Origin of the sequence: Pseudomonas sp. Fl5BN2, from assembly GCF_009908205.1 — a bacterium.
GTDB lineage: Bacteria > Pseudomonadota > Gammaproteobacteria > Pseudomonadales > Pseudomonadaceae > Aquipseudomonas.
On record NZ_JAAARL010000011.1, the window covers coordinates 40,262 to 54,246 of the forward strand.

Consider the following 13,985-nt stretch of genomic DNA (forward strand, 5'->3'; position numbering starts at 1 on the left):
AAGGCTTGAGGGCCTCTTCGCTGGCAAGCCAGCTCCTACAGGGCGCTTATGCGGGGCAGCTGGCCAGGCGCCAGACCCGGGCGATGTCCGCCGCTCGTTCACGCAGCAGGCGCGGCGCTTCGCGGCAAGCCTGCTCCAGGGTCATGGGCCCGGAGGTCAGGGCGAACGCCGCATCCACGCCATGCTGGTACATCTGCTGGTAACCCTCGCCGAGGGTGCCAGCAATGACAATCACCGGCACCCCCTGTTCACGGGCAATCCGCGCCACGCCGAAAGGGGTCTTGCCGCGCAGGGTCTGGGCATCGAAACGCCCCTCGCCGGTTATCAGCAGGTCGGCGCCACGCACTGCCTGTTCCAGGCCCACCAGTTCCGCCACCACTTCCACGCCGGGACGAAATTGCGCGCCGAGAAATGCCTTGGCTGCAAACCCCAGCCCTCCGGCAGCACCGCTGCCGGGCTCATTGCGTACATCCCTGGGCAGCACCTGGGCGCACAGGTCGGCAAAGTGCCCCAGGGCCTGATCCAGTTGTTGCACGTGCTGGGGCGAGGCGCCCTTTTGCGGGCCGAATATGGCTGAGGCGCCGTGATCGCCACACAGGGGATTGTTGACGTCGGCGGCGATCTCAAAACGCACCTGGGCCAGGCGCGGGTCAAGGCTATCCAGCTCAATGCCGGCCAGATTGGCCAGGGCCAGGCCGCCGCGTGGCAATGCTTGGCCCTTGGGGTCCAGCAACTTCAGGCCCAGGGCTTGCAGGGCACCAGCGCCGCCATCGTTGGTAGCACTGCCGCCAATAGCCAGGATGATCCGCTGGGCACCGGCGTCCAGCGCCGCCTGAATCAGCTCCCCGGTGCCAAAGGTACTGCTGTTGCAAGCATCGCGCTGGCCCAGCGGCAGCAACTGCAGGCCGCTGGCCTCGGCCATCTCGATGATCGCCGTATGGCTCTGGGGCAACCAGCCCCAGTGGGCCTCGACCGCGGCCCCCAGCGGCCCCTGGACCCGAGTGCTGCGCAGTTGCCCTTCACAGGCGGCGAGAATCGACGCCACCGTCCCTTCCCCGCCGTCGGCCATCGGGCATTGCTGCACCTGGGCATCGGGCCAGACATCGGCCAGCCCCAGGGCAATCGCCTGGGCAACGTCTGCGGCACTCAGGCTGTCCTTGAAGGAGTCGGGGGCGATGATGATCTTCATGGGCTATCTCCGGTTCTTATGTCGCCATGCTGCCATCTGCCGAGCGCGCTGACGCCTGTCCGCTGCACAAGAGTGAAGGCGCTTTATTGTTCATTGTTACAACGGCGCCTGCCGGTTGAAGACACGAGCCCAGCAGTCGCTGCCGGAGGGTGCGGCCAGTGCCGGCGGCAAGCCCGATCAAGACGCGGGGGCGCTGTGGCGTTCGGCGCCGGGAGGCAGCAGCTGTACGCCCAGATAGAGCGCCAGCATGCCGTCCAGGCGCAGGGGGTCGACGCCGCTGAGTTCGGCGATGCGCTCCATGCGGTAGCGCAGGCTGTTGCGATGGATGCCCAAGGCGTCGGCGCAGGCCTGGCTCTGGCCGTCGTGCTCGCACCAGCTGCGCAAGGTCGCCAGCAGTTGGCCGTTGCTGTCCTTGGCCAGGACTTTGCGCAGGGGGCTCAGCAACTCGTCCAGGGCATCGTCGTTGCGGTGACGCCAGAGCATCACCGGCAGGCGATAGCGATTGAGGGTCAGCAGGCGCGAGTCCGGCAGGATGTCGCGACCGTAAGCCAGCAGGTCGCCGACTCGACGGTAGCAACGGCGCAGCCCGGGCAAACCATCGGCCTGCCCGCCCACGGCCACGCGCAGGATGTTCCAGCCCTGGCCGTCGAGTTTTTCCAACAAGCGCGGGTTGTCCAGGCTCAGGCTTGCCGGGCGACACCAGAGCAGCGAAGTCTTGGACGAACTGACACACCAGCTGTCTGGATACCGCGACAGCAGCCAGGCGCTGAGGGCATCGACGCCCTGCCCCGAGGTCGGTTCCACGGCCAGTTCGAACAGATAGGGGGTGCGCGACAGGTGCGGCTTGAGGCCCATCTGCTGGGCTTCATCCACCAGCCGCGGCGAGTCGCCGCTGTCGCTCAGCAACAGCGCCAGCAGGTCATCGCAGCGCTGGCGCCGCCATTGCTGCTCAGCCTGTTGATGACGCTGGCCAACGAGCATTTCCGCGGTCATGCGCACCAGTTCGGCATAGGTGCGCAGCAAGGCCGGATCACCGGTGATGCCCAGCACGCCGATCAAGCGCTGGTCATGCAGCAGTGGCAGGTTGATCCCCGGCTGCACGCCCTTGAGCTGGCGCGCAGTGGGTTCATCGATCTCCACCACCCGGCCGTTGGCCAGGACCAGTTGTGCGCCTTCGTGCCGGGTGTTGATCCGCTCCGGCTCACCGCTGCCAAGGATCAGGCCCTGGCTGTCCATGACGTTAACGTTGTAGGGCAGGATCGCCATCGTACGGTCGACGATGTCCTGCGCCAGGTCATGCTCCAGCTCAAACATAGGGGGATGATCCTTTGGCGTTGTTCAGTGGCACAGGGCCCGCCGCCAATCGCTGTGCGCAGGCACAAAGACAGCGGCGCCTCGGTGACCGAGACTCTCAGGGCGGTCAACGTTACCCTTGCACCGCGAAAAATCATAATAAAGAGAGACACACCATGTCACAGAGCGCCGCTGCCCCACTGGCCCAGGCTGACGACAAGAACGCCGTCTACAAGCGCATCACCCTGCGCCTGATCCCCTTCATCTTTGTCTGCTACCTGTTCAACTACCTCGACCGGGTCAACGTCGGCTTTGCCAAGTTGCAGATGCTCGATGCCCTGAAGTTCAGTGAAACGATCTACGGCCTGGGTGCCGGGATCTTCTTTATCGGCTACGTGCTGTGCGGCGTGCCAAGCAACCTGGCACTGAACAAGTTCGGCCCACGACGCTGGATCGCGCTGATGATGATCACCTGGGGCACGTTGTCCACCTGCCTGCTGTTCGTCACCACGCCGACTCAGTTCTACACCCTGCGCCTGTTCACCGGCGCCGCCGAAGCCGGCTTTTTTCCCGGTGTGGTGCTGTACCTCTCGCAGTGGTTCCCGACCTTCCGCCGTGGCCGGATCATGGCCTTGTTCATGTCGGCGATCCCGGTGTCGGGCCTATTGGGCAGCCCGTTCTCTGGCTGGATCCTCAACCATTTCGCCGCGGGGCAAGGCGGTCTGGCCGGCTGGCAGTGGATGTTCCTGCTGCAAGGCATTCCTACCGTGATCCTCGGCGCATTGGCGTTCTTCTTGCTCAGCGACAGCTTTGCCCATGCCAAGTGGCTGACTCCCGGTGAGCGTGCAGTGCTGGAGGCCGACCAGGCCACGGACGCGGCCAACCAGCCGAAAACTGCCAGCGATTCCCTGGCGGCGGTGTTCAAGAACCCAGCGATCTGGGCGTTCGGCCTGGTGTACTTTTGCATCCAGAGCGGGGTCTACGCGATCAACTTCTGGCTGCCGTCGATCATCAAGAACCTGGGCTTCAGCGACAACCTGGTCATCGGCTGGCTGAGCGCGATTCCCTACTTGCTGGCCGCGGTGTTCATGCTGCTGGTGGGGCGCTCGGCGGACCTGCGCAAAGAGCGGCGCTGGCACCTGGTGGTCCCCATGCTGATGGGCGCCGTGGGCCTGCTGATCGCAGTGAACTTCGCTGCCCACCCGGCCATTGCCATCCTCGGCCTGACCATCGCCACCATGGGCGCCCTCACCGGCCTGCCGATGTTCTGGCCGGTGCCTACTGCCCTGCTCAGCGCTGGCGCGGCGGCCGGCGGCCTGGCACTGATCAACTCCATGGGCCAGATGGCCGGGTTCCTCAGCCCCTACATCGTCGGCTGGGTCAAGGACAACACCGGCTCCACCGACGCCGCGCTGTACCTGCTGGCCGCGGTGATTGTCGCGGGCAGCTTGCTGGCCCTGCGCATGACCCGCACCCTGAATCGCTGAGTCCGGCAATAACCAAGCCCGTTCGAGTTGCTGCGCGAACGGGCTTTTTCATGGCCGCGTGCCAGTGACCGGGTTTGCCAGCGCAAGGCTGTCGAACCCAGGCCCGTGACAGGCATTGCTCAACCGGGGCGTTCTGGTATTTGATGGTCGACTCCGAGCGCCGGAAACGGCCCCGCACCTCTCTAGCACAAGGATTTCGCCATGAGCTATCGCATCCTCGGCCACTCCGGCCTCAAGGTTTCCAGCCTGACCCTGGGCACCATGATGTTCGGCGAGCAGACCAGCACCGAAGACTCGCTGCGCATCATCGACAAGGCCTGGGACCAGGGGATCAACTTCATCGACACCGCCGATGTCTACACCCAGGGCCGCTCCGAGGAGATCGTCGGCGAGGCCATCGCCCGCCACCGGCAGGAGTGGGTACTGGCCTCCAAGGTCGGCTTTGGTCCCCTGGATGGCTTGCCCAATCGCAGCGGCTTGAGCCGCAAACACATTTTCAACGGCATCGACGCCAGTCTGACCCGGCTTGGCACCGATTACCTGGACATCTACTACCTGCACCGCGAAGACCAGGACACCCCACTGCAGGTGAGCATCTCGGCCATCGGCGACCTGTTGCGCCAGGGCAAGATCCGTTATTGGGGGTTGTCCAACTATCGCGGCTGGCGGATTGCCGAGGCGGTGCGCATTGCCGATCAACTGGGGGTCGACCGCCCGGTAATCAGCCAGCCGCTGTACAACATCGTCAACCGCCAGGCCGAGGGCGAGCAGATCACCGCCGCCAATGCCTATGGCCTGGGCGTGGTGCCCTATAGCCCCCTGGCCCGTGGTGTGCTCAGTGGCAAGTACGCCGCGGATGTGGTCCCGGACAGCAACAGCCGCGCCGGGCGCCAGGACAAGCGCATCCTGGAGACCGAATGGCGGGTCGAATCCTTGCGCATCGCCCAGCAGATCCAGGCCTACACCCAGAGTCGCGGGGTCGGCATCGTCGAGTTCGCCATCGCCTGGGTGCTGAACAACCAGGCGGTGAGCTCGGCCATCGTCGGGCCCCGTACCGAAGCCCAGTGGGACGCCTATACCCGGGCCCTGGAGGTGCAAATCAGCCCCGAGGACGAGGCCTTCATCGACTCCCTGGTAACCCCGGGGCACGCCTCGACCCCGGGTTTCAATGATGTCAGCCACTTCGTCTCGGGGCGTTTTCCGCGCATCGGTTGAAGGCCGCCGGTGGTGGCGCAAAGGCGCTCACCACCGGCCTCTGCGCCGGCAGGACTGCCCCTACGGCCGGCTTAAACGAGAAAATATCCCGCCGGGGGGTCGCAATCAGAGCAAAAAGCTCGCGGCAAACCCTCTATATTGCCCCTCGCTTCTCTCCCCCCCTATTTCTATGCATCCCGAGCGTTCGGGTTTTACGAGGACAGTGTGTCTAAAGGTATTGCGTTATCGGTTCTGGCGTCGGTGCTGTTTGCCGTCATGTATTTCTACACTTCGCTGCTGGCGCCCCTGACCGGGGTGGAGATCTTCGGTTGGAGGATGTTGCTGACCCTGCCCTGCATGACCCTGTTCATGCTGTTCAGCGGAGAGTGGTATCGGGTCGGCGAAGTGCTGCGGCGGGTGCGCGTCAAACCGGTACTGTGCCTGGCGCTGCTGCTGTCCTCGGCCCTGGTGGGGGTGCAGCTCTGGCTGTTCATGTGGGCACCGCTGAACGGCCACAGCCTGGATGTGTCCCTGGGTTACTTCCTGCTGCCGCTGACCATGGTCCTGACCGGGCGCGTGGTGTATGGCGAGCGCCTGTCACGCTTGCAGAAAGTCGCTGCGGTGCTGGCCTGCCTCGGGGTGCTCAACGAGTTGTATCAAGTCGGCAGCTTTTCCTGGGCGACCCTGGTGGTGGCCGTGGGTTACCCGTTGTATTTCATCCTGCGCCGGCGCCTGAAGGCCGACCACCTGGGTGGCCTGTGGCTGGACATGGCCCTGCTGATACCCGTGGCGCTGTGGTTTGTGCAAGGCGGTGAACAAGGGTTTGGCGTGGTGGCGGCCCATCCCGGGTTGTACCTGCTGATTCCCCTGCTGGGGGTGATCAGTGCCTCGGCGCTGGTGTGCTACATCATTGCCAGCCGCTCGCTGGCCTTCAGCCTGTTCGGCCTGCTCAGTTATGTCGAGCCGGTACTGCTGTTGCTGGTGGCGCTGTTGCTGGGGGAAAGCATCAAGCCCGGGGAATGGCTGACCTATGTACCGATCTGGCTGGCGGTGCTGGTGCTGGTGCTTGAAGGCGTGCGCCATCTGCTGCGCCAGCAGCGCCGGCGCTGAAAATACCTGGGCGTGCTTCCAGCGGTGAAGCACGTTTTACCAACCTGTGGCCTAGATCACCGGCCACCGACTGCACCACCGCAAGAGCTCAGGGCTTGATCTGTTTCAGTTCGTTGAGCAATGCGAGCAAGGCTTGCATCTTCTCTTCGCCAAACTGCTGCTGGATCTTCTGGTAGTTGATTTCCATATCACCGCTCATGGACTCGAAACAGGCCTGGCCCTTTTCGGTCAGGGTAATGAACAGGCGGCGCTGGTCCTCCGGGGACTTGCGCCGGCTGACGTACTCGTCTCGCTCAAGCCGGGTCAACACGCCCGTCATGCTCGGCGGCAGGATGCAGGCCATCTTCGCCAGTTGATGGCTCTCCAGTTCGCCGTTCTGGCGCAGGATGCGAATGACCCGCCATTGCTGTTCGGTCAGGTCGTGCTGGTTCAGCGATGGACGAAAAAAGGCCATGGCGGCCTCACGGGCCTGCAGCAAGGTCAAGGTCAGGGAAGGTCTGGGGGTTTTCATCGAGGCGTCGGTCAAGGGCTGGAAAATAAAGGCGAGAACATTAACACATTCACTATCGCCAACCGACAGGCAAAATAAAGCCCGATCAGGTTGCGCCTGATCGGGCCATGCGCTCAAGCGTGCCGGGGGTTACTCGGTGGCGAGTACACCACGACGCACCTGGTCGCGTTCGATCGATTCGAACAGTGCCTTGAAGTTGCCTTCACCGAAACCATCGTCGCCTTTACGCTGGATGAATTCGAAGAACACCGGCCCCATCAGGGTTTCCGAGAAGATCTGCAGCAGCAGGCGCTTGTCGCCGGCTTCCGACGAGCCATCCAGCAGGATGCCCCGGGACCGCAGTTCGTCGACCGGTTCGCCGTGGTTCGGCAGGCGGCCTTCGAGCATTTCGTAGTAGGTCTCGGGCGGCGCGGTCATGAAGCGCATGCCGATCTTCTTCAAGCGATCCCAGGTCTGGACCAGGTCGTCGGTGAGGAACGCCACGTGCTGGATGCCCTCGCCGTTGAACTGCATCAGGAACTCTTCGATCTGCCCGGCGCCCTTGGACGATTCCTCGTTCAGCGGGATGCGGATCATGCCGTCCGGAGCGGTCATGGCCTTGGAGGTCAGGCCGGTGTACTCGCCCTTGATGTCGAAGTAACGGATCTCGCGGAAGTTGAACAGTTTCTCGTAGAAGCCGGCCCAGTAGGCCATGCGCCCGCGATACACGTTGTGGGTCAGGTGGTCGATGATCTTCAGGCCGGCACCCGGAGGGTTGCGGTCCACGCCTTCGAGGTAGACGAAGTCGATGTCATAGATCGAGCTGCCTTCGCCGTAACGGTCGATCAGGTACAGCGGCGCGCCGCCGATGCCCTTGATCGCCGGCAGGTTCAGTTCCATCGGCCCGGTGGCGATATGAATCGGCTGGGCGCCCAGTTCCAGTGCGCGGGCGTAGGCTTGCTGGGCGTTCTTGACCCGGAACGCCATGCCGCATACGGACGGGCCGTGCTCGGCCGCAAAGTACGACGCAACGCTGTGAGGCTCGTTGTTGAGGATCAGGTTGATCTCGCCCTGACGATACAAGTGCACGTCTTTTGAACGATGGGTCGCGACTTTGGTGAAACCCATGATCTCGAAGATCGGTTCGAGGGTATTGGGGGTAGGCGATGCGAATTCGATGAATTCAAAGCCCATCAGGCCCATTGGGTTTTCGAAGATATCTGCCATGGTTGGCGCCTCATCATATTTTTAGAATTAACGGATCGTTAGTTGCTATCAATGCTGAGGAAAGAAGGGGGTGCGCAGGAAATGCCCCGCACGCTGCGGGCGAGGAAATCACCGTAGATCAGTTGAAACCCGAGAATCTTCATTTCGACCCTGTCTTGCTTACAGGCTGGGGGACGAGGCTTCTGCTGCCAGAAGACTTTATTATTGTATGCGTAACCGGATTCTACACAGCGTAAAAGCCTTTGTCCGCATTCTCTATAAAATCGCCTTTTTGCCGCCGCCCGCAAGCGGTTTGTTGCTCTGGTAGATGCCCCACAGGATCAACACCCCGCCCAGGCCCACCACCAGGCTCAACGGCTCCCCCAGCAACAGTGCGCCAAGGATCACCGCCGTCAGCGGATTAAGGGCGATGAACACTCCGGAACGGGTGGCGCCGATTCGCCGCAGACCGTCGTAGTACCAGATATAGGCCAGCGCCGAGCCCATCAGGCCCAGGTACAACAGGCTCAGGCATTGGCCCAGGTTCAACCGGGCCAGCGCTTGCAGGTCGAACTCCCCCCGCGCCAGGGTCGCCGCGCACAGCATCAGGGTGCCCAGGAGGATCGAGTAAGTCACGGTCTGCAAGGGGCCGAGGCTCTGATTGAGGCTTCTGGAAAACAGCGAATACACGCCCCAGCCCAGGACACAGCCGAGAATCAGCAGGTCACCGCGCCAGCCACCCGCCTGGTGGATCAGCGCCGCGGGATCACGACTGCAGATCACCAACGCAGAACCGCTCAGGCACAGCACGATGCCCAGCAGTTGGCGCCGGCTCAGGGGTTCCTTGAACAGCGCCCAGGACGCCACGGCGATCACCACCGGATTCAACGCCACGATCAGTGACGCCCGTGAGGCGTTGATCTGTTGCAGGCCGAGGAAGAAACACAGGTTGTAGAAGAAGATCCCGAAGAACCCCAGCAGCGCCAGTTGGCCGAACTGCTTGAGGCTCGGACGAACCAGGGGAATCCGCGCCAGTGCCATGCAGCCGAGCAAGGCCAAGCTGGCGAGGAGAAAGCGCAGGCTGGCGGCCAATAGCGGTGAGAGTTCGCCGGCAAGGTAGCGTCCGGCAACGAAGGTGCCGCCCCAGATCATGCTGACTGCCGCCAGTTTGCCGTAGACCGCCAGGTCACTGTGCCGGGCCACCAAGGGGCCACCGATATTGATTTCACTCATGGTCATCACGCTCTGAGGCATTGGGTTTGTGCTGTGACGCTATTCTTTGTCTAATGCAAGCTCATCGTAAAATGAGCTTTTACTCATGACCCTGACCCAATTGGAGATTTTTTCCCGAGTCGCCGAACTCCAGGGTTTCACCAGTGCGGCAACGCGCCTGGGGATCACTCAGTCAGCCGTGTCCCACGCCATCAAGTCCTTGGAGCAGGAGTTGGGGGTCGAGCTGTTTTTGCGCCATCAGGCTCCGATCGAACTCACGGATATCGGCCGGCAGCTGTTGTTGCGAGCCCGCGCCATGCTCGGCCTGGCGGCGACCCTGGAACAGGAAGCTGCGGATGCCCGGGGCATGAAGCGCGGCACCTTGCGCATCGGCTCGTTCGGGCCCACCGCCTCCATGCGCCTATTGCCGCGAATCCTTGAGCAGTACCGTGGAGAGTTCCCCGGGATCGAGGTGCACATTGATGAGGGGCCGGATCGCCAGGTCCTGCAATGGCTTGAGGAACGGCGTATCGATCTGGGCTTCGTGGTGCTGCCCGAAGAGCGCTTCGATACCTTCGCGTTACTGCAAGACCAGTTGCTGGCGTTGATTCCCGCCAACCATGCCCTGGCCCGAGAGAAACGCTTGAGTCTTGAGCAACTGTGCCAAGACCCTTTCGTGCTCACCGAGGCCGGCTCGTCGGAGCTGGTCTCAAAGCTGTTCATCGGGGCTGGCTTGAGTCCCAACATTCGCTACCGCTGCTCACAACTGCTCAGCACCCTGGAAACCGTGGCCCGGGGCGACGCCCTGAGCATCGTTGCCGAGCTGTCGTTACCCAAGGTCATGGACCCTCGTTATGTGAGCAAGGCGTTGTCGCCGGCGGTGCAGCGCCAGATAGGCATTGCCGTGCTGGACCAGCGCCAGTCATCGCCGGCGACCCTGGCCTTTATCCAGCACGCGCAACGTCTGTATCGTCTCGCAAAGCCGACTATCCTGCGTTGATCGAGACAACGTCAGGAGGCGGCCGCAGCCGCGGCGGCGACCAAACGTTGTCACGCCCCTCCCCCGTCACAGGTTCGTTCCATGCCCCTGACCGCCAAAGGTCCACTGAAGCGCTCTACCCGCACATTCTGGACACTCCTGGCGATACTGCTCCCCATCGGGCTGGGCAGCGTCATCCTCTACACCCAGGCAGAACGGGCGCTGACGCGCAGTAGCCTGGAAACCGCCGAGGAGGCGATTCGCCAGTTCGACCTGATGCTGGACAACACCGACATCGCCGCCAGGGCGCTGCTGCCCCAGGTGGGCCAGGACTGCGATGAGGTGCGACAACTGGCCCTACGCGATCAGGTTACCCGCCGGCCATTCGTGCGCTCGACCAATCTGGTGTGGCGTGACAGCAACTATTGCAGTTCATTGTTAGGTCGCTCCGCGTTCCCGCTCAATCCCGAGGACTATGTTGACGGCCGCCTCTGGCTGATGAACGGCAACCCGGTCACCCCAGACACTGCCTTGCTGGTCTACCGCTGGAGTGAAGGCGAGCGCGCAGCCCTGGCGACCATCGACGGCTATCACTTGACCAACGCCTTGCGCCTGATCAGCCGCTTCGCTCATTTGCAACTGCAGGTGGGCGAGCATTGGCTGTCCCGTGACGGCAAGGTCCGCGATGGCGCGCCCCCCCTGGCAGCGCTGGCCAGCCAGCACCTGAGTTCATCGCGCTATCCCTACAGCGTCAGTGCCGGGTTTCCCGATGGTGACGTCTGGAAATACATGAAAAGCCAGTACCCGGCACTGTTCAGCCTGCTGGTATTTCTAGGCGCCGGCGCTGGCGTTCTCGCCCACTGGCTGCAGAAACGCTCCGCCTCACCCAGCCATGAACTGCGCCGGGCGCTGGAAGCCCGGGAGTTCATTCCATATTTTCAGCCGGTGGTGCGCGGCGATACCCTGCAATGGGCTGGCATTGAAGTGCTGATGCGCTGGCAACACCCGAAAGAGGGCCTGGTACGTCCGGACCTGTTCATCCCATTCGCCGAACACTCGGGGCTGATCGTGCCAATGACCCGGTCACTGATGCAGCAAACCATGCAAGCGCTGGCCCCTCACGCCAAGGACTTCATCGACGGCTTCCATATCGGCATCAATATCACCGCCAGCCACTGCCATGACCTGCAGTTGCTGGAGGATTGCCAAGAGTTTCTCGCAGCCTTCCCGCCCGGCAAGGTGATCCTGGTGCTGGAGCTGACCGAGCGCGAACTGATCGAACCCACGGCAATCACCCAGCAGCTGTTTGCCGCCCTGCACGAGATGGGGGTGATGGTCGCCCTGGATGACTTTGGCACCGGGCACTCCAGCCTGGGTTACCTGCGCAAGTTCAATGTCGACTACTTGAAGATCGATCAGAGCTTCGTTGCCATGATCGGTGCCGACGCACTGTCCCTGCATATACTCGACAGCATTATCGAACTCTCGGCCAAACTCGATCTGGGCATAGTCGCCGAAGGTATTGAAACTCCCGAACAGCGGGATTACCTGGCGGCCCAAGGTGTTGACTTCCTCCAGGGTTATTTATTTGGACGGCCTATGCCCAGCGTGGAATTTGTTGCGGCGCTAGCGCGCCATTAAATAGCCATACCAGAACAAAAAGTGCTCGAGACACAACTCGAGACATGCATCCATGTGCATCAAATGGCAAATACTGGCTCAAACAAGAACAACCTGATTTACTCTTGGCGCATTAACTACTACAATTTTTCATGCCTGTACAAGATTCACAGGTAGGCCACTTAATCGAACCTTAACCGGCTCATGGCTTATAGCTTTGTTTGTGGTTTGCATCAGCCAAAATAGACTATTGGAGTGAAGATATTGTCCAGACTTGCTGAATTTCGTGCTGCAGAGAAAGCACTTCAAGAACAGCTCGCACAGCTTGAATCCCTGAAGAACGACGCCGGACTCAAGAAAGAAATCGAGTTCGAAGAAAAACTTCAGGCCCTGATGAAGTCCTATGACAAAAGCCTGCGTGACATCATTGCAATCCTTGATCCAAACCTGGGTAAAACCGGCCTGCCACAGGCCAACGCACCTAAACAGCGCCGCGCGCGCGTGGTCAAGGTCTATCAGAACCCGCACACCGGTGAACTGATTGAAACCAAAGGCGGCAATCACCGCGGCCTGAAAGCCTGGAAAGAACAGTACGGCGCCGCCACTGTGGATTCCTGGCTGCGCGCTTGAACAAAGCCGCAACCTGAAAAAGGCCCTGCATATGCAGGGCCTTTTACATTGATAAGAATATTCTTATTACGACTTGAATCTAAGGCAAGATTCGGCGCAAATCGCATGCTTCCTCTACCGTAGCGCTGTTGAAACAACGCCTCATGCCCCGACTTCAATAACCTCAGCTCTCTCGGCTAACTTCGAACCTAATGCCTTTTCGATAACGAACCGCAAATACGCGGAAAGCAAACCCACCACGTCAGAATTTTCCTCAAAGTTTAAGGCTATTTCGTACAGCGAGTACTTGATCCTTGCTGTCCGCATAAGCGGCCGCCTGACCTGCGTATGAAAGTACATAAGCCTTATCCCCATCCAGAGCTGCTACCAATGTTTGCGACAGCACATGTCGCCCATTCTGGGTAATGGTGCAAGTGGTCTCCAGAGCTTCGAGACGACTCAGTTGTGCAGCATGAATCTTGTTACAAACACTCTGATAGCCACCTTGGGCAAAGTCTTTCTGCACTGACTTGCGCATCTCCAGCAACACTCCCTGAAGATTGACCACATGCCCGCTATCGACCTGGGTCATGGTCAATTCCATGACCATCTGCGGATTACCCGCAGCGTCATTCTTTACCGCGCGCTGCCGGGAAACCTTGGCGGCCTGATCTGCCTCCTGGGGCGGCACCGGCTCCACTGTCCAGCCCTCGGGCCAGGTCACTTGCGGATCGGCCTGCACAACACCGGCCAAGGCCATCAGGATCAGGGCCGCGGCCCTGGTTTTAAACGACTTGATCATACTGCTGCACACTAAAGGAACGGGTCTTGAAGTCTGAGCCCCGCGCCAGGAATGGGCAATAGATCAGGAGCTTTGGGTTTGGCGCCATCCGGCCCACTTGCGTATCATTGGCCAATTCCAAGGATGTCCGAACCATTGCCGACCAAGGGCCCGCTCGTGCTTGCGAACGGCCCTGGCGGCACTTTTTTCTGGAGGGGCCATGAGCCTTAACGAACTCAACACTTTCCCTGGCGTGACCGCCCAACCGGACGCCGCCACTGCCCGCTTCGTGTTCAACCACACCATGTTGCGCGTCAAGGACATCACTCGCTCCCTGGATTTCTATACCCGGGTACTGGGGTTTTCCCTGGTGGAAAAACGCGACTTCGCCGAAGCCGAGTTCAGCCTGTACTTCCTGGCCCTAGTGGATAAGTCGCAGATCCCGGCAGATGCAGCAGCACGTACCGAATGGATGAAATCGATCCCCGGCATTCTCGAACTGACCCATAACCATGGCACCGAGAACGACCCGGACTTCGCCTACCACAACGGCAACAGCGACCCGCGTGGCTTCGGTCACATCTGCATCTCGGTTCCGGATATCGTTGCTGCCTGCGAACGCTTCGAAGCCTTGGGCTGCGACTTCCAGAAGCGCCTGAACGATGGTCGCATGAAGAGCCTGGCCTTCATCAAGGACCCGGATGGCTACTGGGTTGAAATCATCCAGCCGACTGCGCTGTAACAACCGGCTTGCTGTAGGGACCGTCCCTATAAGAGCGGCAACAAAAAACCCCATGAGCCAAGCTCATGGGGTT

13 protein-coding genes are annotated in these 13,985 nt (G+C 61.3%); 7 read left to right on the forward strand and 6 right to left on the reverse strand.

Annotation, left to right across the window (positions count from 1 at the left end; translation table 11 throughout):
* Positions 1-46 precede the first annotated feature (46 nt).
* Positions 47-1,189, reverse strand: coding sequence for a glycerate kinase (locus tag GV819_RS16680; RefSeq protein WP_161757156.1), 1,143 nt, complete (start codon positions 1,187-1,189; stop codon positions 47-49).
* A 177-nt stretch (positions 1,190-1,366) separates the two neighbouring features.
* Positions 1,367-2,503, reverse strand: a complete 1,137-nt coding sequence (locus GV819_RS16685) for a sugar diacid recognition domain-containing protein (RefSeq protein ID WP_161757157.1) — start codon at positions 2,501-2,503, stop codon at positions 1,367-1,369.
* A gap of 155 nt (positions 2,504-2,658) precedes the next feature.
* Here GV819_RS16685 and GV819_RS16690 point away from each other — a divergent pair, with 155 nt between their 5' ends.
* From GV819_RS16690 to rarD, 3 genes are all read left to right on the forward strand, one after another.
* Positions 2,659-3,969 (forward strand): MFS transporter, encoded by a 1,311-nt coding sequence (locus GV819_RS16690; protein WP_161757158.1) that lies wholly within the window; start codon positions 2,659-2,661, stop codon positions 3,967-3,969.
* 201 nt (positions 3,970-4,170) lie between these two features.
* Positions 4,171-5,184 (forward strand): aldo/keto reductase, encoded by a 1,014-nt coding sequence (locus tag GV819_RS16695; protein WP_161757159.1) that lies wholly within the window; start codon positions 4,171-4,173, stop codon positions 5,182-5,184.
* A 204-nt stretch (positions 5,185-5,388) separates the two neighbouring features.
* Positions 5,389-6,273, forward strand: a complete 885-nt coding sequence (rarD, locus tag GV819_RS16700) for an EamA family transporter RarD (RefSeq protein WP_161757160.1) — start codon at positions 5,389-5,391, stop codon at positions 6,271-6,273.
* A gap of 88 nt (positions 6,274-6,361) precedes the next feature.
* On the opposite strand, the gene hpaR is transcribed toward rarD, so the two are convergent.
* The 3 genes from hpaR to GV819_RS16715 all read right to left on the reverse strand — a co-directional run bounded on the left by hpaR (position 6,362) and on the right by GV819_RS16715 (position 9,208).
* Positions 6,362-6,784: a homoprotocatechuate degradation operon regulator HpaR gene (gene hpaR / locus GV819_RS16705; RefSeq protein ID WP_161757161.1), complete on the reverse strand. Its 423-nt coding sequence runs from the start codon at positions 6,782-6,784 to the stop codon at positions 6,362-6,364.
* A 129-nt stretch (positions 6,785-6,913) separates the two neighbouring features.
* Positions 6,914-7,990, reverse strand: a complete 1,077-nt coding sequence (gene hppD / locus GV819_RS16710) for a 4-hydroxyphenylpyruvate dioxygenase (RefSeq protein ID WP_161757162.1) — start codon at positions 7,988-7,990, stop codon at positions 6,914-6,916.
* A gap of 255 nt (positions 7,991-8,245) precedes the next feature.
* Positions 8,246-9,208 carry a DMT family transporter gene (locus tag GV819_RS16715; protein WP_434738435.1) on the reverse strand — a complete coding sequence of 321 codons (963 nt, stop codon included), beginning with the start codon at positions 9,206-9,208 and terminating at the stop codon, positions 8,246-8,248.
* 79 nt (positions 9,209-9,287) lie between these two features.
* Here GV819_RS16715 and GV819_RS16720 point away from each other — a divergent pair, with 79 nt between their 5' ends.
* The 3 genes from GV819_RS16720 to GV819_RS16730 all read left to right on the forward strand — a co-directional run bounded on the left by GV819_RS16720 (position 9,288) and on the right by GV819_RS16730 (position 12,410).
* Complete coding sequence (locus GV819_RS16720; RefSeq protein ID WP_161757164.1) at positions 9,288-10,181, forward strand: LysR family transcriptional regulator; 894 nt, start codon at positions 9,288-9,290, stop codon at positions 10,179-10,181.
* Between the two features lie 81 nt (positions 10,182-10,262).
* Positions 10,263-11,801, forward strand: a complete 1,539-nt coding sequence (locus GV819_RS16725; RefSeq protein WP_161757165.1) for an EAL domain-containing protein — start codon at positions 10,263-10,265, stop codon at positions 11,799-11,801.
* 243 nt (positions 11,802-12,044) lie between these two features.
* Entirely contained in the window at positions 12,045-12,410 is a 366-nt protein-coding gene (locus tag GV819_RS16730) for a histone-like nucleoid-structuring protein, MvaT/MvaU family (protein ID WP_161757328.1), read from the forward strand.
* A gap of 253 nt (positions 12,411-12,663) precedes the next feature.
* Here the strand turns inward: GV819_RS16730 and GV819_RS16735 are convergent, their stop codons facing one another.
* A complete protein-coding gene (locus GV819_RS16735) occupies positions 12,664-13,191 on the reverse strand; it encodes a DUF4946 domain-containing protein (RefSeq protein WP_161757166.1) in 528 nt (175 codons plus the stop codon).
* Between the two features lie 199 nt (positions 13,192-13,390).
* On the opposite strand from GV819_RS16735, the gene gloA reads away from it, so the two are divergent.
* Positions 13,391-13,912: a lactoylglutathione lyase gene (gene gloA / locus GV819_RS16740; RefSeq protein WP_161757167.1), complete on the forward strand. Its 522-nt coding sequence runs from the start codon at positions 13,391-13,393 to the stop codon at positions 13,910-13,912.
* Positions 13,913-13,985: the final 73 nt, after the last annotated feature.